This window comes from Halarchaeum salinum (genome assembly GCF_039520965.1).
In the GTDB taxonomy this organism is placed as follows: Archaea; Halobacteriota; Halobacteria; order Halobacteriales; family Halobacteriaceae; genus Halarchaeum; species Halarchaeum salinum.
This window is the reverse complement of the sequence record NZ_BAAABL010000087.1, coordinates 1-23,100: the sequence shown is the minus strand read 5'-3', so window position 1 is coordinate 23,100 and position 23,100 is coordinate 1. Positions and strand designations below refer to the sequence as shown.

Genomic DNA, 23,100 nt, shown 5'->3' with positions numbered 1-23,100 from the left:
ATTTCTTCGATAATGAGTTCGTGGAAGCGGGACGCGGCGAGTGGACTCATCGTCATTATCCCGGTCCTCGTCACGCTCTACATCATCTACTGGGTGTTCGGATCACTCGCGAGCGTGGCGCTCGTGGCGACACAGATCAGGAACCCGTACCTCGCAGTACTGTTGACGCTCGTCGTGTTCGTCCTCGTGGTGTTCGCCGTCGGCTATCTGATGCGGACGGCGCTCGGGCGGTTCTTGGAGGATCGCCTCGACGACGTGATCAACAGGCTCCCCGGCCTCCGAATCGTTTACAACGCCTCGAAGATGGCCGTCGAGACGGCGCTGAATGGGACCGAGGAGTTCCAGAAGCCCGTAAAGGTCGAACCGTGGGACGGGATGCGGATGACGGCCTTCCGCACCGGCCAGCGCGCCCCGGACGGCCGCGAGATCGTCTTCATTCCGACGTCACCGAACATCACCTCGGGGTACGTCGTCGAGATCGATCCCGACGACGTCATCGAGACCGGCGAGAGCGCCGAGGACGCGCTCACACGCGTCCTCTCGGCGGGGTTCGGCAGCAGCACGGCCGGGGCGAACGACGTCTCGAAATACCTCGACGAGACGGAGCACGAGAACGGCGAGGAGCGTGACGGCTCGACGGAGAAGCCGGACGGAATGGCGGACGAGCGCGACGACGACGCGATCTGAGCGCGCGCGTGGGGCGAGCGCAGGGCGAAGCGGACTGAACGAGAGGGGACGAAAAGAACGGGACGGGGCGGATCGGACAGCGAGGGGGATTGGTCGATGGCTGTCGGACGAGGTGGGCGGCGGTCGTGGGGGTGCGTGGAGTGTCCCCGTTTTCGGACCGCGCGCCGCCGGCGCGCGGGTCTTTTTGGTCGAGCTTTTTGCTTCGAGTGGTCGCCGAAGGCGACCCGAGAAGGAAAAAGGTCGTTGAGTAGGCTTATCGGTGCGGCACGGAAAGGGTGGGTCGATGGACGCCTGGCTGTGGGTCCTCGCCGCCGTATTGGTCGTGTGGATGGGAGTGGCGTCACTGGACCGGAACGGCCACCTCCCCGAATACGTCGGGGCGATGGGGCCGATGGTGACCGTGCACACGAAACGGGGGCGGGTACTCCTCGATCGGATCGCGACGCCGAAGCGGGCGTGGCGCGCGTGGGGGAACCTCGGGCTCGGCGCGGCGCTGACGGTCGGCGTGGCGATGTTCGCGTTCCTCGTCGTGAGCGCGCTGAACATCGTCCAACACCCGCCGGCGGCGACGTCGCCGGTCTCCCAACCCCGAAACGTCCTCGTCATTCCGGGCGTGAACGACTTCCTGCCGCTCGATGTCGCCCCGGAGATCGTCTTCGGGCTCTTGATCGGGATGCTCGTCCACGAGGGGGGTCACGGGATCCTCTGCCGTGTCGAGGACATCGACGTCGCCTCGATGGGCGTCGTCCTCCTCGCGATCATTCCGATGGGTGCGTTCGTCGAGCCCGACGAGGAGAGTCAGAGCGAGGCCGCACGCGGGTCGAAAGCGCGGATGTTCGCGGCGGGCGTGACGAACAACTTCTTTTTGACGGCGCTGGTCTTCCTCCTCCTGTTCGGGCCGGTCGCAGGTAGCATTTCAATGGCGTCCGGCGCGGCGGTCGGCAGCGCGTTCACAGCGTCGCCCGCCGCACAGGCCGGTGTCGGACAGGGCGATCGCATCGTCACCGTGGGCAACGAGTCGATCGCGAACAACTCCGACTTCGACGCGACGGTCACGTCGTCGACGGTACGACACCTCCAAGTCGGCCTCGCGTCGGGCGAGACGACGACGGTAAACCGTTCGCTCCTCGTGCGGGCAGCCCCGACCGCCGGGCCGTTCGCGACCGTCTCACGCAACGCAACCGTCACCGCGGTGAACGGAACGCCGGTCTACACTCGGGCCGGCTTCGCGACCGCGGTCGCGAACCGATCGATGGCGACGCTGACGGTGCGAAACGGGACGACAGGTGGAACGACGACGGTGACGGGACCGATCGGGGCGCTCGTCGTCGTGCAGCCCGAGGGCCCGACCGCGGCGTCGACCGACCTCCCGACGGGTGAGCCGATCGTGATCACACGCCTCGACGGACGGCGCGTCACGGCGTACGAGGACGTGAGCGCGGCGCTCGCGGATACCGAAGACGGCGACACCGTATCGCTGACCGCGTCCGTGAACGGGGCGTTCGTCGAGCGGACAGTGACGCTCGGAACGAACCCGAACGCGGACGTCGGCTATCTCGGCGTCCTCGGGACGTACGGTACGACCGGCATGTCGTTCACCGACTTCGGCGTCCATCTCTACGACGCGGGGGCGTACCTCGACTACGTGAGCGGCAGCGTGGGCGGTGACGGCCTCTCCGGGTTCATCCGGGCAATCGCGGCGACGCTCATCCTGCCGTTCATCAGCCTCGTCGATCCGACGCTCTCGTTCAACTTCGCCGGCTTCTACGGGTGGAACCTCAACTTCTTCGTCGTCGAGGGGCCGCTCGCGGCGCTCGGTGGGCTGACGTTCCTGCTTGCGAACGTCCTCTTCTGGACCGGGTGGATCAACCTCAACCTCGCGTTCTTCAACTGCATCCCGGCGTTCCCGCTCGACGGCGGACACCTGTTGCGCACGAGCGCGGAGGCCGTGATCGCGCGGCTCCCGATCGACGACAAACGCCGCGCCGTCCGGACGGTGACAACCGGCGTCGGACTCGTGATGGGCGTCAGCCTCCTGTTGCTCGTCTTCGGGCCGCGGCTCCTCGGCTGAGGCCGCGGCGGACTGGAAAGACCCTTGGGCCCGCTGGCCCAACGGACACCTATGGTAGACGCGCCCGAGACGGCGGAGGGATGGTTCTCCCTCCACGACTTCCGGACGATAGATTGGGACGCGTGGCGGGACGCCCCCGAGCGCGAGCGCGAACGCGCCCTCAAGGAAGCCGAGGCGTTCCTCGCGGACCGCGAAGCGCTCGTCAACGCCGAGGAGGGGGATTCCGCCGTGTTCAGCATACTCGGCCACGAGGCCGACCTGCTGTTCCTCCACTTTCGCCCCGAACTCGACGATCTCGACGCCATCGAGCGCTCCTTCGAGTCGACGGCGTTCGCCGAGTACACGGAGCGGACCTACTCCTACGTCTCCGTAACGGAGGTGTCGGGGTACGTCAGCGACGAGTACTTCGAGGACCCGGAGAGCGTCGATCCCGGCATTCGACGCTACATCGAGGGGAAACTCACTCCCGACGTGCCTGACGACGCCTACGTCTGTTTCTACCCGATGAGTAAGCGCCGCGGGCCCGAGCACAACTGGTACGACCTCTCCTACGAGGAGCGCGCCGAGCTCATGAGTGGACACGGGGACATCGGCCGCAACTACGCGGGGAAGATCCGGCAAGTCATCGCCTCCTCGGTCGGCCTCGACGACTGGGAGTGGGGTGTGACGCTCTTCGGCAACGACCCCGTCGATCTGAAGGACATCGTCTACGAGATGCGCTTCGACGAGTCGACGTCGAAGTACGGCGAGTTCGGCTCCTTCTACATCGGCCGACGCTTCCCGCCCAGCGACCTCCCTGCGGTACTGGCCGGCGAGCCAGTGCCGACGTCGGAGCGCGGCGGCGACGAGGGCACACACGGGCACGGGCACAGTGAAGGCGGCCATGGCGATCACGCGAAGGGGAGCGACCACCACGGCCATAGTGATGAAGGCGCGGCCGAGGGCGACGGACACACCGGCGACGAGGGCGACATCCGCGACGAGCTCGACGACCTCGACGTGTACGCCGGCCAGCCGCACGGCGAGGACGTCTACGCGGTCGTCGTCTACTCGGAGGAGGACGTCGTCGACCTCACCGAGGAGGTCGAGGCCCTCACGGAGAGCTTCGATCACTACGACACGCACGTCCGCACGAGCGTCTACGAGGGCGGCAGCGAGCACGCCGTCGTCAGCCTCTGGGACACGCAGTCCGCCGCGGACACCGCCGCCGGCTTTCTCACCGACCTCCCCGGCGTGACGCGGAAGGCCGGCGAGCGGGAGGACGGCTGGGGAACGATGGGGATGTTCTATACCGTCAAGCCCGAATACCGCGAGGAGTTCGTCGAGACCTTCGGCGACGTCGGCGACCTCCTCGCCGACATGGAGGGCCATATCGAGACCGAACTCCTCGCGAACGTCGAGGACGAGAACGACATGTTCATCGCCAGCCAGTGGGAGTCCAAGGAAGACGCCATGGCGTTCTTCCGTTCCGACGCGTTCAGCGACACCGTCAGCTGGGGTCGGGATGTCCTCGACGACACACCGCGCCACGTCTTCCTCGCCTAAGCGATCCGGCCTCACGGCGGGTGGCGAGTAACCGGCAGCGACGAGTAGCTGACGTTCCATCGGACCCCATGCCTTCGCGTGGAAACCGCCCGACTACGCCGCCATCGAGCCGACTTCGTTCACTTTCACTCTGCACCGGGAACGGACGGACCGAGGCGCTCGCCGCGACGAAATCGCTTTCGAGGCTCCTCGCCCTCGATGTACCTGTATGCTCGAACTCTACCAGTCCGAAGGCTGCCCGCACTGCGCGAAGGTGCGCCAGAAGCTCAGCGACATCGGCGCGTCCTACGTCATCCACAATCCGCGCCTCCCCGGCGGCGAGGGCGGCGACGTCACGAACGAGGTCACGCACGACGAGCTCGTCGCCGGCGGCGAGGATCAGGTTCCGTACCTCGTCGACACCGAGCGCGAAGTCACGATGTACGAGAGCGACGACATCGTGGAGTACCTCGACGAACACTACGCCTGAGCGGTTTTCCACCAGGTTTTTCGCGGCGTTTCTCGCAGCCATTCCCGTCGATAGCGGCGCTCAAATGAACTGTTCAAGCTGTCGCGTTCGGCGCGCGACGTCGAAGTGCGCGTCCACGCCGTCGTCCGCATCAAGGCGTTCGAGCGCGCGGAGGACGTCCGCCCCGTGGGTCTCCGCGTACGTCGCGACGGCGTCGAGTTCCGCCCGGTAGAGGACGAGCGAGTCGAGCAGCGCGAGCACACAGGCGAACGCGACGGCCGCCTCGTCGTTCGCCGGAAACGCGTCGCTGACGCGCTCGAATGACGGCGTATCGTCCGGCGGGTCGTCGAGCGGCGTCACGGTGAGACAGTGCGTGCAGAGCGCCGCGCCCGGCCGGTCGTCCGGGAGGTGGGCGCGGAGAGCGGCCGGAATCGAGAACGCGATCGTCGCGGCGTCGCAGCGCGGGCAGGTCATACCCACACTTGCCGCGCGGTCGTGAAAAGGGAGCGGGGGTCAGTCGGCCGTTTCGGCCTCGGCTGCGGCTTCGGCGCGCTCCTCTTCCTCTTCTTTCTTGTCTTTGACCTTCTTCATGCGGAAGATCTCCTCGCGTTCCTGCTCTTCGAGCTTCTGCTCGATGTAGTCCTGGGACTCGTAGAGGTCCGGGAGGACGGTGAACTCGAGGGCGTTGACGCGGCGTTTCGTGCTCTCGATCTCGTCTAAGAGCTTCTTCATCGCCGTCTCGACCTCCGCGGCGAGGACGATGGTTTCGAGGAGGTCCTCGTAGGCCTCCGCGGCCTCGTCGATACGGGAGCTGGTGCCGATGACGCCGTAGCCGCGCTGATCGAGGCTCTTCGAGACGCGCGAGGCCTCGATCTGCGGGACGACGACGCCCATGATGTTGTGGGAGCGCACCGTGATCTCGGGGTGCTCCTGCAGCGCCGCCGCCGCACCGCGGACCGCGACGTCGCCCTCCATGGCGCGTGCCATGTTGATGGTCCGCTGGGCGTCCTCGTAGTCCTGCTCTACGTCCTCGCGGACGTCCTGGGCCTGGTCGAGGATGTCCATGAACTCCATGATGAGGCCGTCACGCTTCTGCTCGAGCGTGTCGTGGCCCCGCTCGGAGAGGTCGATGCGGTCCTCGATCTCCATCAGGTTCTTACGCGTCGGTTTGACGTCCTCGGCCATCGTCGATCAGGCCTCCGCTTCCTCGGTCTCGTCCGCCGCGTCGGCGGACTCCTCGCTCTCATAGTACTCCGCGATGAACTCCTCGTCGATACGTGAGAGCTCGTTCTTCGGGAGGATGGAGAGGATGTCCCAGGCGATGTCGAGGGTGTCCTCGATATCGCGGTTCGTGTGGTAACCCTGATCGACGAACTGCTCCTCGAAGGCCTCGGCGAAGTCGAGGACCTTGTTGTCGCGCTCGTCGAGCGCCTCGCGACCGACGATGTTCACGAGGTCACGCAGGTCCTTCCCCTCCGCGTAGGAGGCGAAGAGCTGGTCGGAGACCCCGCTGTGGTCGGCGCGGGTGACTCCCTCACCGATCCCGTCGTCCATCAGGCGGGAGAGCGACGGGAGCACGTCGATCGGGGGCTCGACGCCCTGGCTGTTCAGCTCGCGGCCGAGCATGATCTGCCCCTCGGTGATGTATCCCGTCAGGTCGGGGATCGGGTGCGTGTCGTCGTCGCCCGGCATCGTGAGGATCGGGATCTGCGTGACGGACCCCTCCTCGCCCTGGAGGCGACCGGCGCGCTCGTAGAGCTGGGCGAGGTCCGTGTACATGTACCCCGGGTAGCCACGACGGCCCGGCACCTCCTCACGGGCCGCGCCGATTTCGCGCAGCGCCTCACAGTAGTTCGTCATGTCCGTGAGGATCGTGAGGACGTGGTACCCCTCCTCGAAGGCGAGGTACTCGGCCGTCGTCAGCGCCATCCGCGGCGTGACCGTCCGCTCGACAGCGGGGTCGTCCGCGAGGTTGAGGAAGACGACGCTGCGTTCGAGCGCGCCCGTGCGCTCGAAGTCGTCCATGAACTCGTTGGCTTCCTCCTGCGTGATACCCATGCCGGCGAAGACGACGGCGAACTCCGTCTCCTCGCCCTCCTCTGCGACGTCCTCGGGGACGCTCGCCTGGCGGGCGATCTGGAGTGCGAGCTCGCTGTGGGGCAGCCCCGATGCGCTGAAGATCGGGAGCTTCTGTCCGCGCACCAGCGTGTTCATGCCGTCGATCGCTGAGATCCCCGTCTGGATGAACTCCTCGGGATACTCGCGGGCGGTCGGGTTGATCGCGGCACCGACGATGCTGCGGCGCTCGTCCGGGACGATCTCCGGGCCGCCGTCGATCGGGTTCCCGGAGCCGTCGAGAACGCGTCCGAGCAGGTCCTCGGTGACGGGGAGCTTGAGCGTCTCGCCCAGGAAGCGGACGGACGCGTCTCGGCCGACGCCCTCCGTCCCCTCGAAGACCTGGATCGCGACGTAGTCCTGTGCAGTTTCGAGGACCTGGCCACGCTTGACTTCGCCGTCCGGCGTCTCGATCTCGACGATCTCGTCGTAGCCGATCGGTTCGTCGGTCTCGACGTACACCAGCGGGCCACTAACCTCGGTGATTGTCTGGTATTCTTTCATTAGTAGAGGGCTTGCAGCTGTTCCGTAATCTCTGCCTCGAGCTCCTCGACGTACTCCTCGTACTCCTCCTGCGTCGCGATCCGGTTGAGCCGGGGCGCGGCGTCGATGGAGGTGATCTCCTCGATGGGCGCACCGGCCTCGAGGGCGGCGAACGCCTCGTCGTTATACGTGTGGATCGCGGTGAGGATCTCGTACGTCTTCTCCGGCGGGGAGAAGGTGTCGACGTCGTGGAAGGCGTCCTGCTGGAGGAAGGCCTCGCGCAGGTAGCGCGCGACGTCGAGCGTCAGGCGCTGGTCGTCCGGGAGCGCGTCACGCCCGACGAGCTGGACGATCTCCTGCAGTTCGTCCTCCTCGTCGAGGACGTCGACCGCCCACTGACGCTCCTCCGGCCAGTCGCCAGCGACGTTGTCTTCGAACCACGGGTCGAGCTGGTCCTTGTACAGCGAGTACGACTCCGTCCAGTCGATCGACGGGAAGTGACGACTCTCGGCGAGGTCGGCGTCGAGCGCCCAGAACGTCTTCACGATACGGAGCGTGTTCTGCGTGACCGGCTCGGAGAAGTCCCCCCCGGGCGGGCTGACCGCGCCCACGACGGAGACGGACCCCTCCTCGCCGCGCAGCGTCTCGAAGCGCCCGGCGCGCTCGTAGAACTGTGCGAGACGCGCGGCGAGATAGGCGGGATACCCGCCCTCGCCGGGCATCTCCTCGAGTCGCGAGGAGATCTCGCGCATCGCCTCGGCCCACCGGGAGGTGGAGTCGGCCATCAGCGCGACGTCGTACCCCATGTCACGGTAGAACTCCGCGATGGTGATGCCCGTGTAGATGCAGGATTCGCGGGCCGCGACCGGCATGTTCGAAGTGTTCGCGATGAGCGTCGTCCGCGCCATCAGCGGATTACCGGACTTTGGGTCCGTGAGGTCGGGGAAGTCCTCGATGACCTCCGTCATCTCGTTCCCGCGCTCGCCACAGCCGATGTAGACGACGATGTCCGCGTCACTCCACTTCGCGAGCTGCTGTTGGGTGACCGTCTTCCCGGAGCCGAACGGCCCGGGGATCGCCGCCGTCCCGCCCTTCGCGATGGGGAAGAGGCCGTCCTGCACGCGCTGGCCCGTGATGAGCGGTTCGGTTGGCGTGAACTTCTCCTGGGAGGGACGGGCCTGGCGAACCGGCCACTCCTGGTGCATCGTCACTTCCTCGTCGTTGTCGAGGACGACGATAGATTCGGTGACGGTGTGCTCGCCGTCGTTGACCTCGACAACCTCGCCGCCCTCGAAATCCGGCGGGACGAGAACCTTGTGCTCGATGCTGACCGTCTCGGGGACGGTCCCGACGACGTCACCAGGTTCGACGGTGTCGCCGACGGAGACGGTCGGGGAGAAGTCCCACGACTCCTCCAAGTCGATCCCGGGCGAGTCGACCCCGCGGTCGAGGAACGCGCCCATCTCGTCTTCGAGGACGTCGAGCGGGCGCTGCACGCCGTCGTAGATGGTGTCGAGGACCCCGGGGCCGAGGTCGACCGTCAGGGGTTCGCCCGTGTTCTCGACCGGTTGGCCCGGCGAGATCCCGGAGGTCTCCTCGTACACCTGGATCGTCGTCGTCTCGCCCTCTATCTCGATGACCTCGCCCATCAGCCCTTCGTCGCCGACGTAGACGACGTCGTTCATCTGGGCGTTGAGGCCCGTGGCGGTCACGACCGGACCGCTCACGCTCGCGATTTCGCCGGTGTCAGTTACGGTGTCTGTCTGGCTCATTCGTTCGCACCTTCGTCTTGGTCCATCAGGTCGATCCCGATGGCCCGCTTTATCTGTTCGCGCATTCCACTACTCCCGCCGGCACCACCACCGATGGTAACGACCGTCGGTTCGACGCTCGTCTCGACGGTCTCCCGGACACCCCGGGAGAGGTAGTCGAGGTCGTCCGCGTGCATCACGATGATGCCGATATCCTCGGTGGCGAAGACGTCCTCGACGGCGTCGTCGAGTCGCTCCGCCTTCTCCTCCTCGGGGACGTTCTGGAACTCGCGGACGCCCGCGAGGCGAAAGCCGGTCGTGAACTCGGCAGTGCCGATGACGGCGATCTCCTGGCTCATAGCATCACCAGTTCCTGTTCGATCTCCTCGCCGCTCAGGCCGACCTCGCGGCCGCGCGCGATGGCGCGGACGTTGTCGACCTCGCGCTCCTTTGCGAGGACGTACGCGAGGACGGGACAGACCGAGAGCGGGAAGACGTGCGAGAGGTGGTCGGCGTACCCCAGTAACGCGGCGTCGAGCGCGTGCTCGAACCCGATGAGGGTGTCCGCCGACTCCAGGCGTTCGAGCGCCGGGCCGAGCTCGTCGCCGTACCGACTCTCGCGCAGGCGGGCGGCGAGCTCGTCGCGGTTCTCGACGAGCGACGCGAGTTCGGCGGCCTCGAAGAGGCGGCCGCCCTCGATGTAGTACTCCGAGGGGTCGATGTCCGCGCCGCTGCGTGCGAGGCGGAACGCGTTGCGGACGTTCCGGAAGTCGACTTCGGCCTGCAGGAACTTCACGAACTCCCGCGTGCCGCTCTCCGTCGCGGCGTTCAGCCCGCGGAGGAGCGTGTCGTAGAACGTCCTGTCGACGGCGTTTTCCAGGGGGACGAGCGCACCCGTCTCCTCGAAGTCGCCGATCGCGTCGGCGAGCGGGTCGCCGAAGACCGTCTCGGCGAGCGCGTCGACGACCGCTTGGACGCTGTCGCACTCCTCGAGCGTCGTGAGAAGCGTGTCGTCGAACTCCCCGGCGCGGATGAAGTCGTCGTCGACGACGCTCGCCTCGGCATCCGAGTAGACGCCGCGGAGCGCTGTCTTCACGTTCCACGCGTCAAACTTCCGAAGGTAGCGCGAGATGAGGTCGTACAGCGTCCCCTGTGACCACTCCAGAAGGTCGTCGAAGTGTCGCGCGAGGTTCCGATTGAGCGCGTGCTCGACGAGGTCGACGCCGGAGTGGCGAGAGCCCAGCGCGTCGATCTCCGGCTCGTACTCGGAATCACCGAGGAACCGGGCGATCTCGCTGGGGCCCATTCGGGTGAGCGTGTCGTACTCGTCGGCGTCGAGCAGGAGCGCCCATCGCGAGCGCACCCGCGCGTTCACGTACGAGTAGTTCGACGCGTCGCGGCTGATGACGTTCATCGGTCGTCGAACAACCGGTCCGAGATCCGCTTCAGTTCGTTCTCCCAGACGTCCGCGAGGACGCTGTCGAACGTGTTCTTCACGCGCACGCGAGACGACTCGCTCTCGACGACGACGCCGCCGAGGCAGTCGTACTCGCCCGCCGTCGTGACGTTCGGGCGCTCGGCGACGAGCTCGTCGATGAGCGTTTCGTCACCGGGCGCGTAGTGGACGGCGAGCTGTTCGTCCTCGTCGAACTCCGCGAGGGAGTCGATGAGGAGCGAGTCAGTCATCGAACGGCGCTTCTCTGCGTCGAGGTCGGTGAGACGCGACTCGACACGGTCACGGACGTCGTCGAGCGCCTCTCGACGGGCGCTCATCCGTTCGTGTTTGGCTTCGAGCTTCGCGCTGGAGAGCTCCTGCTCGCGCAGCTGGTCGATCTCCTGCTCGACCTCGGCTTCGGCGTCGGCGACGATCTCGTCGGCGTCCGCTTCGGCCTCCGCGACGATCTCTTCGGCTCGCTCATCCGCCTGCTGACGGATGGCCTCGGCTCGTTCCTCGGCCTCCGATCGGATTTCCTCCGCGACCGTTTCGAGACTCATCGTGGCTTAGACGATGAAGATGACGACGATTGCGAGGATGACGAGCGTCTCCGGGAGGACCGTGAACAGCAGGCCGATACCGAAGAAGTCGCTGTCCTCCGCGATGGCACCGACGGCGGCGGCACCGATGCCACCCTCCGCGATCCCCGCACCGAGCGCGGCGATACCGACGCCGAGTGCCGCGCCCGCCTTCGCGGGGAACGCGACCGTGGAACCGGCTTCCGCGGTCTGCTGTGCGATCAGTCCGAGCATGTTGATGGCTGCGACGAGGGTTTCGTACATTATTAGTTAATCCTGCGTGGTGTAGGTTCGCTGGTGGCCGAACGGTTCGTATTTCTCCCCACCGCCTTCATAAAACTTCCCAAAGAACTCGACGTATTCCAGACGAACGGCCTGTAGACCGGCGCTGGTGACGCCAAGGGCAAGCACTAAGGCGTGGCCGAGAACGAAGATGATGACGCCGCCGACGACCGCCGCGATGGGGCCGTGGACGAGACCGCCGAACATCAGCTCGGCGCTATGGTGGTGTGTCTGTACCACGTCCCACGTCGTCCCGGTCATGAAGTGGAACTCGCCCTCCTCGGTCTGGTACGCACCGAAGAAGAGCAGGTTGACGACGAACGCCATTCCGCCCTTGGCGAGCATGACCGCGGCGAGCCGCGTGTAGGAGAGGACGTGAGTGAGGGAGTTCAGCGCGCCCTCGACGGCCCCGATGGCACCCTCCGCGTAGATGAGGAGGGCGTAGCCGACGAGACCGACAGCGAGTGCCGCCCAGCCGACGGTCGGCGAAAAGCCGGTGAAGCCAAGCGGCTGGCCGGAGAGCGAGGTGAACAGCAGTTCGGGCTTCGCGGTCTCCATGGCACGGCTGAAGACCCAGACCCACAGCCCGACCATGAGGATGGCCCACGATGCGCCCTCGGTGAGCGCCTCCCACGCGCCGTGGCGGAGGCGCTTGTACGTGTCGATGGCGTACCCGAGGGTGAGGTGGAGCAGCGCCGCGAGCACGGAGACGACGAGCCAGAGGCGCGCCCACTCCGCGTTCGCCGGCATTAGTCCCTTGTGGAGCGGCGGCGAACCGTTCCAGACGTACTCGCTGATCAGGTGGAAGCCGAACACTTCCCCGTAGAAGATCCCGAAAACGATCGTCGCGACTCCAGAGATGACGGCGACGCCACCGAGCGCGGCCAGCGCATCGCTGTCGAGGCGCGTGTACATCAGCCAGCCGGCGACGGCGTACAGCACCCCGTAGCCGACGTCACCGATCATGAAGCCGTAGAAGACCGGGAACGTCAGGAAGAGGATGATCGTCGGGTCGAGATCGAAGTAGTTCGGGCGGTTGATCACCCGCACGAGCATCTCGAAGGGTTCCGCGACCTTTGGGTTGTCCTGCACGACCGGCGGCTGGTCGGCCCGGCCGCCGTCGGCGACGGCTTCCTGTTCGCCGTGGCCGATCGCGTGTTCCGGCGGTTCGTACGCCGCGCGTTCGAGCTCCTCGATTTCGATCCGCTCGCCGAGCGCGTCCTTCAGCGCCGACGCGTAGGACTCGTAATCCTGGGTAGGAATCCACCCCTCCGCGAAGAAGGCGTGTTCAGTCGTCGCGAAGCTGAGCGGCGCTTCGGCCTTCTGGACCTCGATGCTGAGCTTCTCCTCGGCCGCGAGGAGGAATCCGGCGTGTTCGAGACGAAGGCTTCGCAGATCGCTCTCGACGCTCTCCAGGTCGGATTGGAGTTGCTGCTTGCGGTGTTCGAGGCGTTCGAGGTAATCGGTGGGGGACCCCTCCGCTTCGGGCACCTCATAACGTTCGGTTTCGAGCCCGACGAGAGCCTCCGAGAGGGCGTCCTCCGTGGCACCCGATTCGGGGTAGGCGACGGCCGCGAAGACGTCGCCCTCGGTGAACACCTCGTAGGACCGGATCGACCCGGCGTCGGCGAGCGCGTGCCCGACCGCGTCGGAGTCGCCCTCGCCCACGACGACGTCGAGGGTGTCGTACCCCCACAGCAGGTCGAGGTCGATTCCGAGCGTCACGAACGGCTCGGCCGCTGCGATTCGCTCGTCGATGGCTTCGAGGTCGTCCTCGAGGGCCGCGCGCTCGTCGTCGAGTTCGTTGACCTGCTGGCGGACGCCCTCGAACTCGTCTTCGAGTGCTTCGTCCGTGACGATACGGGCAGGGCCGGCGTCGTCCTCGGTGACGTCGAGGATGTTGATCAGCGAGCGGACGGTGACGAGTTTCTCTGAGGCGGCGTCGGCACCCTCAAGCGGTGACCCAGCGTCGAACCCCTCGATCGTGCCGTCATAGTCGGAGAGGTGGAGGACGCGCTGATCGTGCGTCACGTCGATGACGTCCTCGACGACGTTCTTGGTGCCCGTCACGGACACCTTGCTCATCCGCTCAGGTCTGAGCATCTACCGCCTCCTCGAACTGGCCGAGGGCGTATTCGACGGCGTCGGACTGGTTGTCCGCAGCCGTCTCGCGGAGTCGGTTGCGCTCCGTGTGGCCCTCCTCGATGATTCGCTCGCTCTCGGCCTCGATCTCCTCCCGGGCCTCGGCGAGGCGTTCCTCCTTCAGCTCCTTCGCACGTTCTTCGGCCTCTTGACGGATCTCGTCGGCCCGTTGCCGGGCCTCGGCGAGGCGCTCCTCGCGGGCCTGCTCGGCGTCGGCGACGATGTCGTCGGCGTCTTGCTCAGCCTCCTGAATTCGTTCTAGAACCTCTGGCCTCGGCATGGGCTAACGCGTGGGAATTGAACGAACGCGTATAAGGTAGTTGCGAAAGGAACGAGCGTCCGAAAGATGGGAACTTATGTTCCGCGCGATGCTACGAGTTGGGGATGGGAGTCCTCGAAGACAAAGGGCGGGCCCGGCTCTTCTACCGGTACCTCTCGACGGTGTACGATCGCATCAACCCGTTCATCTGGAACGAGGAGATGCGCACACAAGCCCTCGAGATGCTCGCGCTCGACGCCGACGACCATGTGCTCGACGTCGGCTGTGGCACCGGCTTCGGAACCGAGGGGCTCCTCCAGCACACGGACCACGTCTACGGGCTCGATCAGAGCGAAGGGCAACTGGAGAAGGCGTGGGCGAAGTTCGGCAAGACGGACCACGTCGCCTTCACGTTCGGCGACGCCGAGCGCCTGCCATTCGCCGACGACAGCTTCGACGCGATTTGGTCGTCGGGGTCGATCGAATACTGGCCGAATCCCGTGACGGCGCTTCGGGAGTTCCGTCGCGTCGTGAAACCCGGCGGGAACGTGCTCGTCGTCGGCCCGAACTACCCGCGATCGACCGTCTTCCAGAAGCTCGCGGACGCGATCATGCTCTTCTACGACGAGGCCGAGGCCGACCGGATGTTCCGTGAGGCCGGCTTCGAGCGCTTCGAACACCGGACGATGGGCCCGGCGTACAAACCGGACGTCGCCATCACGACGCTCGCACACGTCCCGGACGACGACTGAGGTGGCGCGGCGACGATTTGGGGGCGACGAGACCACGCGCACTACGGCGAGGCAGCGACGCGCGTTCGGACGGTCGCGAGGGGAAGGCCGTCGCGGGTGAGGCGAACCGTGAGACGAACCCCTTCCCGGACCCGAGGAGTGTTCGTCGCGGCGATCCGGAAGGCGACACGCTCGCCGACGTCCCACGTCGGATCGCTCGCAGCGTTGAACGGCCCGGTCGGCGCACCGTGGAACCCGTGACGGCCGACGAACGGCGGCGTCGGCTGAGAGCGAAGCGGGCGGCCGTCGACGGTCACGATGACGGCGAGAGCAGAGACGTCGAGAGGCGGGCCGGTCACATAGACGAGCCGTACCGTCCCGTCTGCCGACGCGGTGAGATCGAACGCCGCGGGCGTCGGGGCCGCGAGGTCCGTGCCGGTGTCGGCGAGAGACGCCGCGGCGACGCCGCCGACGGCGACGCAGCACGCGAGGAGGACGATCGTCCCCACGACGGGAGCGAGCGCACGGGTTCGGTCTATCACGGTCGGGCGTCGCGTCGTGCTCCGTGAAGAACTCGCGTGTCGCGGACTCTTACTCGCGTGTCGCGAACTCCTCTATGTCTCGCACTCGCGGGAGCGCGTGTAGCGGACGCTTTCGATAGGGGTATGGAAAGCGTTTTGCCACCACGGACTCCACCCGAAACTGACTATGCGGCACGCCGCCCTCCTCGTGCTCGCCGTCGTCCTCCTCGCGTCCGTCGCTCCCCTCGCGGCCGTCGCCCCCGTGGGGACCGTCGCTGCACAGAGTGACAACACCGAGACCACGAACGCCGTCCTCGGCGCGCACGTCCAGTCGGACGGCGACGCGCGGTGGCAGGTCTCGATTCGATACGTCCTCAACGAGTCCGCGGAGCGAGACGGGTTCGAGCAAGTGGCGAGCGAGTTCGAGGCGGGTGACGTCGGCCCGTCGGTCACGGTGTTCCGGACGGCCGCCGATGTCGCTGCCGCCCGGACGAACCGGTCGATGGAGATCACCGATGTAACGCGACGCCACGACGTCACCCAGCGCGACGACGGGACAGCGGTCGGGACGCTGACGCTCGCGTTCACATGGACGAGCTTCGCGAACGTCACCGAGGGACGCGTCGTCGTCGACGACGTCTTCACGTCGGGGTGGCTCGGCGGACTCGACGCCGGGCAGACCCTCCGCGTCTACCCCCCGGAGAGCTACCAGGCCGAGAGCTGGCAACCGTCAGCACAGCGCGCTGACGGTGCGCTCATGTGGCGCGGCCCCCAGACGTTCACGGACGACGGCCCGCAGATGGTGTTCGTCAGGGACGCCGGGCTCCCGTGGTACCTCGTCGGCGGGCTCGTCGTGCTCGCGCTCGTCGTCGGTGTCCTCGGCGCGTACGTCTGGCGCGGGTTCGGCGGTCGCGGGAGCCTCGAAGTCCGGGGCCGAAACGGGGACGGCACGGAGGAAACGGTGGCCTCAACCGAATCGCCATCGGAACCCACGGCCGGTGCGACCGACGCCGTCGACGGAACGGAGACGACGACCACGGCGGAAGCGGTCAGCGAGGCGTCCGAAGCGGCCGGCGAGACGACGGCGGCGGAGAGCGCGGCGGACGAGGAGTCGGCGGAGCTACTGAGTGACGAGGAGCGCGTCGAGCGGCTCCTGCGGGAGAACGGCGGCCGGATGAAACAGGGGGACATCGTCACGGAGACGAAGTGGTCGGACGCGAAGGTCTCGCAACTCCTCTCGTCGATGGCGGAGGAGGGGCGGGTGGAGAAACTCCGTATCGGCCGGGAGAACCTGATCTCACTCCCGGACGCGGAGGAATCGTAGCGTCGTCGGCGATCACGTCTCCGGGCCTCCGATAGCGTTTTGCGTTCGCCGGGGCTAGCTATCCGCATGGCAGAGTGTCCACTCGCGGACGAATGTCCGAACTTCCAAGAGCGCATCTCGGGCATGGGATGCCAGCACCTCGGTGATCGCGGTGGGATGGACTGGTGTCAGCAGTACAACCAGCCGATCGAGGACCTGAAGACCGCACCCGTCGTGCCGGGCGAGGAGATCGTCGTCGACGTCGACGACATGCACGAGTCGGGTGCCGGTGTCGGCCGCCACGAGGGGACCGGCTTCATCGTGATGGTCGACGGCGTCCTCCCCCCGGCACGCGTGAAGGTCGAGGTCACGACCGTGAAATCGAACTACGCCCGCGCGGACCTCGTCGAGCGGATCGAGGAGGAGAGCGACGACGCCGACGAGGAGGGTGACGACGCGGAGGAGGCGGACGCGGCGGACGAGAGCGACGACTCCAGCCCTGCCCGCGAGCGGCTGGGGAGTCGCGAAAACTTCTGGGGACAGTAACGTCGGCGCGAGTGGGCACGTCTCGGGGTTTTTCTGCTGTACACGCCGACCAGACAGCTGCTGCGCCGACGTTCGTTGAATATCGGCCGAAAATTGTCTTGATTTTATTCCATAACCTATGAGATAAATTCTCAATCGGCGCGGTCCTCGACCCGTGTATGTCTGACAAAGACATCACGACGTACCTGGCAGAGAACCCGCGAAAGATCGGCGCGCTGTTCACCCTCGTCCTGTTGCTCACGCAGGCCGGCAACTCGGCGGCTGGCTGGGGTACCACATTCTACGGGCCGTAAATCGGCTCGGAAAGAGCTTAAGGAGCGGCTGTTCGGTATCTTTCTGATTGCTAGTCAATCCAAGCTAGGATTGCGACTACTCCCTGAGCGTCGCGACATCGATTTCATCGCTCCAGAGAAGCTCCCCGTCGACGAGTATTGGCGCGCGTCCCGACGAGAGGACCGAATCGAGATCCGCATGGGACAGTTCGAACTCGTGATTCGACGGACTGGATAGATACCGTATTGGGGAGTCTGAAACGATCGGTGACGTAATCGTCCCCGGACCGATGTCGCGGGTGACGTAGTCGCGGATCGAGACGGTGAGTCTCTCTGGGCCGATCTCGTCTGTGTCGACGACAGCGACTTTCGGACAGCCCATATGGTGCTGGCAGAGCGTAACTCCACCGTTCCCAACGATCGTGTACTGCGAGCCGGTGGCGACGTTCTCCGTAGCAACGTGGAGGGCCCCGTGGAGGTCGAAGCCGTTGTCGAGGAGGCGCGCAACCGATCGACCCACCGGCGTCGCGACGTGATCGTAGACGTCCGCGAGCGTGACGACGCCACCGAGCGCGCCCGCGTCCACGAGCGCCATCCCCTGCGCGTACGATCGACAGCCGTTCAGGATGAAAGCGTCGGCGGACACCCCACGCAGACTTCGTACGTCGAGGGTGCCGTCGCGACAACGGATCCCGTCCTCCGTAATGTGGCCGATGAAGTGGATGAGGTCGGTCTCGGATTCGAGCGCCGCGCGGGTCTCGGCGGCCGTGAGGTCGAAGTGCGTCTCGATATCGAAGTCGATCATGTCGCGAAATCCATAGAGGTTTGCGGCCTCCTTGCGCATCTCCGAATCGTTGCAGACAACGGTGACGTCGATGACGGTGTCCTCGGCCACCGTTCGGTCGATCCGGCGACGATACGACTCGACGGTCGGTTTCGAGGCACCGCGGGGATAATCCTCGCCGACCCACGCGTGCCCCACCGTCTCGGCATCGACGGGCGAGACGACGCGCCCGCCGCCGTCAAGATCCAAGTCGGCCCCACGGGCGTCATCCGTGTCGTTAGGGCGCGTGGAGCGGACGAACGCGTCGACATCGGTTCCTCGGAAGAACTCGGAGACGGTCGCCGGATCCGGTGCAGTCGCGGCGACGCCCGTGTCGGGTGCCGGAGAGCGGACAAAGGGGAGGTCGTTGACGAGGTACGGAAGCAACTCGGCGTGCTCGATCGACGGCTCGACATCCGCAGTGAGATGCCACGCGAAGACGCCGTCAGTGACGGCGAGCGGGACGTTGAGGTACGCGGCGGTCCGCGCCGCGAGCGGGCGCTCGTAGAGCGCGGCGAGATCGAGGTCAGCACGCTCAGTGACGGTGTCGCGCTCCGCGAGGTCGACCGGATAGAGCCCCTCCGTCCGGACGACACAGTCGAGCGTGAAACAATGTCTGAGGAACGCGTTCGCCGAGCGCGAGACATCGTCGTACGGGAAGGAAAACGAGTGGCCATCGGCGACGACGCAGGGAGTCGATCCCGGAACGACCCTTGCACAGAGGTAGTAGGCGAGAGTCGAGACGGCGTACACATCGTCGTAGCGCGCCGGCACCTCGATGCGGATGTCGGTGTCGGGTGGAGCGAGATTGTCCGGAATGTCGAGCGCGTCGCCGCGGTCGATCGTCGGGGGATGGCCCCGCATCGTCGGGAAGGACCGCTCAGGGCTCGTCGTCTTCATCGCGGAGCCGAACGTCGAGACCGCGTGCATCAGGTCCTTAGGCGTATCTGTGATCGTCACCGTGTCCGCAGGGTGCTCGTGGAGCGAACGGACGCCAATCCGAACGCGCGTCGACTCTCCAAAGTCGACGACCGTCACGTCGGCCGTCGAGTCAACGTTGATCGGCGCGTTCTCGACGCGAAAGAAGAGTTTCAACGGGACGGCGGAGACGTCGATCTCGTACGCACCAGGTCCCCGATTGCCTCGCTCGCCGGGGGGCACATCGAGAGCCAATCGATCGTTCTCGTGGACGAAGACACCGGTGAGAGAAGGGAAGACGAGTTCACGCGCCGTCACGGCGACGGCGCGTGTCAGAGGGACGCGGAAGACGTCCGTTCCGGCGGGTTCGACCGCTGTATCGGAATCGAATCCGATCTCGTACGTGACGGATTCGATGTGGTCGTGGACCCGGAGTCCGCCGTCGACAGGTCGGAACTCGACGTTCACCGCCGACATCCACCTCGCCATTCGGAACGGGCCCAAGACGCCGGTGCCCAACGGGCCCGCGTCTGACCCCCTGACGTAACGCTCACGGAGGACGTGACGGACCCTACGGGGTCAAGCGTTTCGGAGGAAACGAACGACAGCTGTCAGGAGAACCGCTTTTGTGTTTCGGCATCGATCGAACGGACGTGCATCTCGAACTCGACGACGAGACGGCGCTCGTGACGGCGAGCACGAGCGGCCTCGGCAAGGCGTCAGCAACTGCGCTAGCCGCGGAAGGAGCGAACGTCGTGCTCTGCGGGCGCGACGAGGAACGACTCGATGCCGCACTCGACGATGTCCGCAAGGAGGCGGTCGGGAACGTCGAGGGCGTCAGCGCCGACATCACGGACCCCGACGACATGGCGGCGCTCGTGGACGCAACGGTCGAGGCCTTCGGCGGGCTCGATCACCTCGTGCTCTCCGCTGGTGGGCCGCCGTCCGGCCCGTTCCTCGACACCGACGAGGGCGACTGGTACGACGCGTACGACCTGCTCGTGATGAGCGTCGTCCGCGCCGTGAAGGCGGCCCACCCGTACCTCTCGGAGAGCGACGCCGGCACCGTCACGGCGATCACGTCCACGAGTGTCGAGACACCGATCGAGGGGCTCGTGCTCTCGAACGCCGTGCGTCGCGGCGTCATCGGACTCATCGAGACGCTCGCGGTCGAACTCGCGCCCGAGATCCGCGCGAACGCCGTCCTCCCCGGAACGTTCGAAACGCCGCGGATCGGCTCCCTCGTCGAGCAGGGCGTCGAACGCGGCGACTACGCAGACTACGAGAGCGGCATCGAGGAGTGGGGAGTGGGAATTCCTGAAGGACGCGTCGGCGACCCGCGCGAACTCGGGGACGTCGTCGCGTTCCTCGCAAGCGAGCGTGCGAGTTACGTCAACGGCGTCTCGCTTCCGATCGACGGCGGCGTGTTGCTGGAGTGAGCATAGCGGTCAGGACCGCCCTCACCACGTCTCGATCTGTCCGTCGCGGAGGTCTTCGAGGCATCCCTCGCACGCCGGATGGTCGGCATCGAAACACGCCGGCTTCCCGGCTTCGTCGAGCGCGGCGGCGCGTTTTTCGGCGTGTCGACGGCAGACGATGCGGACGCGCCCAGCGTCGTCCCGCGACGGGTCACGTCGCCCGTCACGGTAAGCGGTAACGGTCTCCGCGTACCGCCGTCCCGCGGTACGCGCGAGTCGGTCGATGAACCCCTCGTCGTCCTCGCTCATAGGCCTCCATAGCGGGTCGAAGTGCATAGGGTTGTGCCCGCCAGCCGGTTCACTTTCACTACGGTACGCGAGGGTTTATACAGCGGTAGGGCATACTTCGGGGCGTCTCCCACTGAAACACACGCGGAGACGGAAACCCGAACATGAGCGACATACAGCAGACCGCGCAGCAGCTACACGATCAGTTCTCGGAGCACCTCGACGTCGACGTCGAGGAGATCGAGGAGCGCCTCGAACGGTACGTCGATGAGTACAAGATCCCGCTTGACGAGGCACGGCGCTCCGTCGAGAGCCACTACCTCGACGAGGCCGACATCGAGCGCGACGAGCTCGGCCGCGGCGGGAACCCCACCGTACAGGCCGCGGACGTCGACGCGCCCGACGAGTGGGTCGATATCACCGCGAAAGTCGTGGACCTCTGGGAGCCCCGGAGCGACAGCGTCGCGCAGGTCGGCCTGCTCGGCGACGAGTCCGGGACGATCAAGTTCACGAAGTGGGCGGCCTCGGACCTCGACGAACTCGACGAGGGACAGGTCTACCACCTCGGAAACGTCGTCACGGACGAATACCAGGGCCGCTACTCGGTGAATCTCAACCGCACCACGACGATCACCGAAAGTGAGGAGGACATCGAGGTCGGCGACGACGAGGCGACCGTCGAGGGCGCGCTCGTGGACATCCAGTCCGGGAGCGGCCTCATCAAGCGCTGTCCACACGAGGACTGCACCCGCGTCCTCCAGAACGGCCGATGTAGCGAGCACGGCGAGGTCGAGGGCGAGTTCGACCTCCGCATCAAGGGCGTCCTCGACGACGGGATGGACGTCCACGAGATCATCCTGAACGAGGAGGCGACCACGGACCTCACAGGCGTCACCCTCGAGGAGGCGAAACAGCAGGCGATGGACGCCCTCGACACGACCGTCGTCGCCGACGAGATGCGCGAGACGCTGCTCGGGAAGTACTACCGCGTGAGCGGCCCGACGCTCGGGCGCTACGTTCTCGCGAACGATATCGAGGAGCTGAACGATCCGGTCGACGGTGAATCCGTGCTGATCAAAGCGAGGTCGATGTAAGATGTCCGAATCCGCACCCACGCGCGAGGTCGCCCGCCGCGTCTTCGCCGACGAGTTCAACGACGCCACGTTCACGTTCAAAGAGTCCGACGACGAGCGCGCGCCGCTCTACAGCCTCCTTCCCACGGGAGCGAAGGCGAACCGTGTCTTCCTCGTCGGCACCCTCACCGAGACCGAGGACGTCGGCGAGGACTCCGAATACTGGCGCGGCCGCGTCGTCGATCCGACCGGGACGTTCTTCGTCTACGCCGGCCAGTACCAGCCGGACGCCGCGAACGCCCTGCGCGAACTCGAGACGCCCGCGTACGTCTCGATCGTCGGAAAGCCCCGGGCCTACGAGACCGAGGACGGCACCGTCAACGTCTCCGTTCGCCCCGAATCGATCACCGAGGTCGACACCGCGACGCGCGACCGCTGGGTCGTCGAGACGGCCGAGCGCACCCTCGATCGCATCGGTGCCTTCGATGAGGAAGGCAACGAGTACGCCCGCCGCGCCGAGGAGGAGTACGACCTCCCGCTTCGGCGCTACAAACAGGCCGCCATCGACGCCCTCGAGTCGCTCGACGAGAGCGACGACGAGGACGCGCCCGACACGGAAGTCACCGAGTCCGTCTAACCCATCGTCTGACGAAGAATTAAGAGCCTCTACGGGATTTCGTTCGTATGGGCAACAAGAACAAGACCGTCTCGTTCCGCGTGAACGAGGACACCTTCGACGCGCTCCGCGACATCGCCGAGGAGCGCGACCTCTCGTTGTCCGCCGTCTTCCGCGACTACGTCGACGCGCTCGTCGCGAACGACGGCCGCGTAGAGGTCGTCCCGACCGATGACGTCGGCGAGCCCGTCGACGAGGAGTTCCCGCCGAACGTCGAAGTCCCGAAGAGCTTCGTCCGCGAGCACGAACGCCTCGAACTCGAAGCCGAGCACCTCCGCGAGCAACTCGACGAGCACAAGGCGTACATCAACGCCCTCCGCGACGAACTCGAAGCGGCGGAGGATGTCGACGACGTCGTCCATCTTGACGACCTCGAAAGCGAAGCGGAGGAGTCGTTCCACCTCGGGTAGCACGCGACCGGTTACTTCGTCGGGGTCACTTCGGAGGGCGCTCCTCGCAAACGCTTGGCAAAAAAGACGCTCGTTCCGCTCGCGCGCATAGCCTCATACAGCGGTGTCTGCCAGACAGCCTATCACACGGACCCATTCTACGTCGGGGATACTCCACGAAGAGGACCTCGTGATGAATTCGGGCGTTCGCCGTGCGAACGCCCGACTGCGTCTGCCGACGGCAGTGGTGGGAATCTGCAAGGGGCACGCCGTCGCGATAGTGACTAACGCAACTTCTGAATGAATCCGTCGAGGTGATTTTCGATCCACGAGCCTGCGAAACTCA

General features: G+C 66.1%; 25 protein-coding genes. 12 read left to right on the top strand and 13 right to left on the bottom strand.

Features of this window, described 5'->3' with window-relative positions:
• Nucleotides 1-12 precede the first annotated feature (12 nt).
• The 4 genes from ABDZ36_RS13935 (at nt 13) to ABDZ36_RS13920 (ending at nt 4,772) form a co-directional block, all read left to right on the top strand.
• Nucleotides 13-687 (top strand): DUF502 domain-containing protein, encoded by a 675-nt coding sequence (locus ABDZ36_RS13935; RefSeq protein WP_211312822.1) that lies wholly within the window; start codon nt 13-15, stop codon nt 685-687.
• A gap of 283 nt (nt 688-970) precedes the next feature.
• Nucleotides 971-2,758, top strand: coding sequence for a site-2 protease family protein (locus ABDZ36_RS13930; RefSeq protein WP_211312823.1), 1,788 nt, complete (start codon nt 971-973; stop codon nt 2,756-2,758).
• A gap of 51 nt (nt 2,759-2,809) precedes the next feature.
• On the top strand, nt 2,810-4,303 hold the full coding sequence (locus ABDZ36_RS13925; RefSeq protein ID WP_211312824.1) for a heme-binding protein: 1,494 nt from the start codon (nt 2,810-2,812) through the stop codon (nt 4,301-4,303).
• A 208-nt stretch (nt 4,304-4,511) separates the two neighbouring features.
• Nucleotides 4,512-4,772 carry a glutathione S-transferase N-terminal domain-containing protein gene (locus tag ABDZ36_RS13920; protein ID WP_211312825.1) on the top strand — a complete coding sequence of 87 codons (261 nt, stop codon included), beginning with the start codon at nt 4,512-4,514 and terminating at the stop codon, nt 4,770-4,772.
• A 60-nt stretch (nt 4,773-4,832) separates the two neighbouring features.
• Here ABDZ36_RS13920 and ABDZ36_RS13915 read toward each other — a convergent pair whose 3' ends face one another.
• Genes ABDZ36_RS13915 through ahaH form a run of 10 tightly spaced genes read right to left on the bottom strand, consistent with a single transcriptional unit; the run spans nt 4,833 to nt 13,817 of the window.
• Nucleotides 4,833-5,225 carry a DUF6276 family protein gene (locus tag ABDZ36_RS13915; protein ID WP_211312826.1) on the bottom strand — a complete coding sequence of 131 codons (393 nt, stop codon included), beginning with the start codon at nt 5,223-5,225 and terminating at the stop codon, nt 4,833-4,835.
• A gap of 39 nt (nt 5,226-5,264) precedes the next feature.
• The gene (locus tag ABDZ36_RS13910; protein WP_211312827.1) at nt 5,265-5,936 is read right to left on the bottom strand and encodes a V-type ATP synthase subunit D; all 672 of its coding nucleotides are present in this window, start codon (nt 5,934-5,936) and stop codon (nt 5,265-5,267) included.
• A gap of 6 nt (nt 5,937-5,942) precedes the next feature.
• Nucleotides 5,943-7,370, bottom strand: a complete 1,428-nt coding sequence (locus ABDZ36_RS13905; protein ID WP_211312828.1) for a V-type ATP synthase subunit B — start codon at nt 7,368-7,370, stop codon at nt 5,943-5,945.
• Nucleotides 7,370-9,121 carry an ATP synthase subunit A gene (locus tag ABDZ36_RS13900; RefSeq protein WP_211312829.1) on the bottom strand — a complete coding sequence of 584 codons (1,752 nt, stop codon included), beginning with the start codon at nt 9,119-9,121 and terminating at the stop codon, nt 7,370-7,372. The genes ABDZ36_RS13905 and ABDZ36_RS13900 overlap by 1 nt, the downstream gene beginning before the upstream one ends.
• A complete protein-coding gene (locus ABDZ36_RS13895) occupies nt 9,118-9,459 on the bottom strand; it encodes a V-type ATP synthase subunit F (RefSeq protein WP_211312830.1) in 342 nt (113 codons plus the stop codon). The genes ABDZ36_RS13900 and ABDZ36_RS13895 overlap by 4 nt, the downstream gene beginning before the upstream one ends.
• Nucleotides 9,456-10,514: a V-type ATP synthase subunit C gene (locus ABDZ36_RS13890; RefSeq protein WP_211312831.1), complete on the bottom strand. Its 1,059-nt coding sequence runs from the start codon at nt 10,512-10,514 to the stop codon at nt 9,456-9,458. Before ABDZ36_RS13890 ends, ABDZ36_RS13895 begins: the two co-directional genes overlap by 4 nt.
• Nucleotides 10,511-11,095: a V-type ATP synthase subunit E gene (locus ABDZ36_RS13885; protein WP_211312832.1), complete on the bottom strand. Its 585-nt coding sequence runs from the start codon at nt 11,093-11,095 to the stop codon at nt 10,511-10,513. The genes ABDZ36_RS13890 and ABDZ36_RS13885 overlap by 4 nt, the downstream gene beginning before the upstream one ends.
• A gap of 6 nt (nt 11,096-11,101) precedes the next feature.
• Nucleotides 11,102-11,377, bottom strand: coding sequence for a F0F1 ATP synthase subunit C (locus ABDZ36_RS13880; RefSeq protein WP_211312833.1), 276 nt, complete (start codon nt 11,375-11,377; stop codon nt 11,102-11,104).
• Nucleotides 11,378-11,383: 6 nt separating this feature from the next.
• Nucleotides 11,384-13,498: a V-type ATP synthase subunit I gene (locus ABDZ36_RS13875; protein WP_211312834.1), complete on the bottom strand. Its 2,115-nt coding sequence runs from the start codon at nt 13,496-13,498 to the stop codon at nt 11,384-11,386.
• Nucleotides 13,485-13,817 carry an ATP synthase archaeal subunit H gene (gene ahaH, locus ABDZ36_RS13870; protein WP_211312835.1) on the bottom strand — a complete coding sequence of 111 codons (333 nt, stop codon included), beginning with the start codon at nt 13,815-13,817 and terminating at the stop codon, nt 13,485-13,487. Before ahaH ends, ABDZ36_RS13875 begins: the two co-directional genes overlap by 14 nt.
• Nucleotides 13,818-13,921: 104 nt before the next feature.
• Between ahaH and ABDZ36_RS13865 the strand changes: the two genes are divergently transcribed.
• A complete protein-coding gene (locus ABDZ36_RS13865; protein ID WP_211312836.1) occupies nt 13,922-14,548 on the top strand; it encodes a methyltransferase domain-containing protein in 627 nt (208 codons plus the stop codon).
• Between the two features lie 41 nt (nt 14,549-14,589).
• Here ABDZ36_RS13865 and ABDZ36_RS13860 read toward each other — a convergent pair whose 3' ends face one another.
• Nucleotides 14,590-15,069, bottom strand: a complete 480-nt coding sequence (locus ABDZ36_RS13860) for a type IV pilin (protein ID WP_211312837.1) — start codon at nt 15,067-15,069, stop codon at nt 14,590-14,592.
• A 166-nt stretch (nt 15,070-15,235) separates the two neighbouring features.
• Here ABDZ36_RS13860 and ABDZ36_RS13855 point away from each other — a divergent pair, with 166 nt between their 5' ends.
• From ABDZ36_RS13855 to ABDZ36_RS13845, 3 genes are all read left to right on the top strand, one after another.
• Complete coding sequence (locus ABDZ36_RS13855) at nt 15,236-16,372, top strand: helix-turn-helix transcriptional regulator (protein ID WP_343749361.1); 1,137 nt, start codon at nt 15,236-15,238, stop codon at nt 16,370-16,372.
• A 66-nt stretch (nt 16,373-16,438) separates the two neighbouring features.
• Complete coding sequence (locus tag ABDZ36_RS13850) at nt 16,439-16,897, top strand: TRAM domain-containing protein (protein WP_211312838.1); 459 nt, start codon at nt 16,439-16,441, stop codon at nt 16,895-16,897.
• A gap of 158 nt (nt 16,898-17,055) precedes the next feature.
• Nucleotides 17,056-17,190, top strand: a complete 135-nt coding sequence (locus ABDZ36_RS13845) for a DUF7503 family protein (RefSeq protein WP_343749360.1) — start codon at nt 17,056-17,058, stop codon at nt 17,188-17,190.
• Between the two features lie 76 nt (nt 17,191-17,266).
• Here ABDZ36_RS13845 and ABDZ36_RS13840 read toward each other — a convergent pair whose 3' ends face one another.
• Nucleotides 17,267-19,378 carry a hypothetical protein gene (locus ABDZ36_RS13840; protein ID WP_211312839.1) on the bottom strand — a complete coding sequence of 704 codons (2,112 nt, stop codon included), beginning with the start codon at nt 19,376-19,378 and terminating at the stop codon, nt 17,267-17,269.
• Between the two features lie 185 nt (nt 19,379-19,563).
• Here ABDZ36_RS13840 and ABDZ36_RS13835 point away from each other — a divergent pair, with 185 nt between their 5' ends.
• Nucleotides 19,564-20,349 carry an SDR family oxidoreductase gene (locus tag ABDZ36_RS13835; protein WP_211312840.1) on the top strand — a complete coding sequence of 262 codons (786 nt, stop codon included), beginning with the start codon at nt 19,564-19,566 and terminating at the stop codon, nt 20,347-20,349.
• A 21-nt stretch (nt 20,350-20,370) separates the two neighbouring features.
• On the opposite strand, the gene ABDZ36_RS13830 is transcribed toward ABDZ36_RS13835, so the two are convergent.
• A complete protein-coding gene (locus ABDZ36_RS13830) occupies nt 20,371-20,637 on the bottom strand; it encodes a DUF7091 family protein (protein ID WP_211312841.1) in 267 nt (88 codons plus the stop codon).
• Between the two features lie 143 nt (nt 20,638-20,780).
• Here ABDZ36_RS13830 and ABDZ36_RS13825 point away from each other — a divergent pair, with 143 nt between their 5' ends.
• The 3 genes from ABDZ36_RS13825 to ABDZ36_RS13815 are packed head-to-tail and all read left to right on the top strand — an operon-like array spanning nt 20,781 to nt 22,775.
• Nucleotides 20,781-21,710, top strand: a complete 930-nt coding sequence (locus tag ABDZ36_RS13825) for a replication factor A (protein ID WP_211312842.1) — start codon at nt 20,781-20,783, stop codon at nt 21,708-21,710.
• 1 nt (nt 21,711) lies between these two features.
• A complete protein-coding gene (locus ABDZ36_RS13820; RefSeq protein ID WP_211312843.1) occupies nt 21,712-22,326 on the top strand; it encodes an RPA family protein in 615 nt (204 codons plus the stop codon).
• A gap of 47 nt (nt 22,327-22,373) precedes the next feature.
• A complete protein-coding gene (locus ABDZ36_RS13815; protein ID WP_211312844.1) occupies nt 22,374-22,775 on the top strand; it encodes a DUF8146 domain-containing protein in 402 nt (133 codons plus the stop codon).
• Nucleotides 22,776-23,100 lie beyond the last annotated feature (325 nt).

Coding starts and splice junctions, on each gene's coding strand:
- ABDZ36_RS13935 (WP_211312822.1), top strand. CDS start 13: ATGAGTTCGTGGAAGCGGGACGCGGCGAGTGGACTCATCGTCATTATC.
- ABDZ36_RS13930 (WP_211312823.1), top strand. CDS start 971: ATGGACGCCTGGCTGTGGGTCCTCGCCGCCGTATTGGTCGTGTGGATG.
- ABDZ36_RS13925 (WP_211312824.1), top strand. CDS start 2,810: ATGGTAGACGCGCCCGAGACGGCGGAGGGATGGTTCTCCCTCCACGAC.
- ABDZ36_RS13920 (WP_211312825.1), top strand. CDS start 4,512: ATGCTCGAACTCTACCAGTCCGAAGGCTGCCCGCACTGCGCGAAGGTG.
- ABDZ36_RS13915 (WP_211312826.1), bottom strand. CDS start 5,225: ATGACCTGCCCGCGCTGCGACGCCGCGACGATCGCGTTCTCGATTCCG.
- ABDZ36_RS13910 (WP_211312827.1), bottom strand. CDS start 5,936: ATGGCCGAGGACGTCAAACCGACGCGTAAGAACCTGATGGAGATCGAG.
- ABDZ36_RS13905 (WP_211312828.1), bottom strand. CDS start 7,370: ATGAAAGAATACCAGACAATCACCGAGGTTAGTGGCCCGCTGGTGTAC.
- ABDZ36_RS13900 (WP_211312829.1), bottom strand. CDS start 9,121: ATGAGCCAGACAGACACCGTAACTGACACCGGCGAAATCGCGAGCGTG.
- ABDZ36_RS13895 (WP_211312830.1), bottom strand. CDS start 9,459: ATGAGCCAGGAGATCGCCGTCATCGGCACTGCCGAGTTCACGACCGGC.
- ABDZ36_RS13890 (WP_211312831.1), bottom strand. CDS start 10,514: ATGAACGTCATCAGCCGCGACGCGTCGAACTACTCGTACGTGAACGCG.
- ABDZ36_RS13885 (WP_211312832.1), bottom strand. CDS start 11,095: ATGAGTCTCGAAACGGTCGCGGAGGAAATCCGATCGGAGGCCGAGGAA.
- ABDZ36_RS13880 (WP_211312833.1), bottom strand. CDS start 11,377: ATGTACGAAACCCTCGTCGCAGCCATCAACATGCTCGGACTGATCGCA.
- ABDZ36_RS13875 (WP_211312834.1), bottom strand. CDS start 13,498: ATGCTCAGACCTGAGCGGATGAGCAAGGTGTCCGTGACGGGCACCAAG.
- ahaH (WP_211312835.1), bottom strand. CDS start 13,817: ATGCCGAGGCCAGAGGTTCTAGAACGAATTCAGGAGGCTGAGCAAGAC.
- ABDZ36_RS13865 (WP_211312836.1), top strand. CDS start 13,922: ATGGGAGTCCTCGAAGACAAAGGGCGGGCCCGGCTCTTCTACCGGTAC.
- ABDZ36_RS13855 (WP_343749361.1), top strand. CDS start 15,236: ATGCGGCACGCCGCCCTCCTCGTGCTCGCCGTCGTCCTCCTCGCGTCC.
- ABDZ36_RS13850 (WP_211312838.1), top strand. CDS start 16,439: ATGGCAGAGTGTCCACTCGCGGACGAATGTCCGAACTTCCAAGAGCGC.
- ABDZ36_RS13845 (WP_343749360.1), top strand. CDS start 17,056: ATGTCTGACAAAGACATCACGACGTACCTGGCAGAGAACCCGCGAAAG.
- ABDZ36_RS13830 (WP_211312841.1), bottom strand. CDS start 20,637: ATGAGCGAGGACGACGAGGGGTTCATCGACCGACTCGCGCGTACCGCG.
- ABDZ36_RS13825 (WP_211312842.1), top strand. CDS start 20,781: ATGAGCGACATACAGCAGACCGCGCAGCAGCTACACGATCAGTTCTCG.
- ABDZ36_RS13820 (WP_211312843.1), top strand. CDS start 21,712: ATGTCCGAATCCGCACCCACGCGCGAGGTCGCCCGCCGCGTCTTCGCC.
- ABDZ36_RS13815 (WP_211312844.1), top strand. CDS start 22,374: ATGGGCAACAAGAACAAGACCGTCTCGTTCCGCGTGAACGAGGACACC.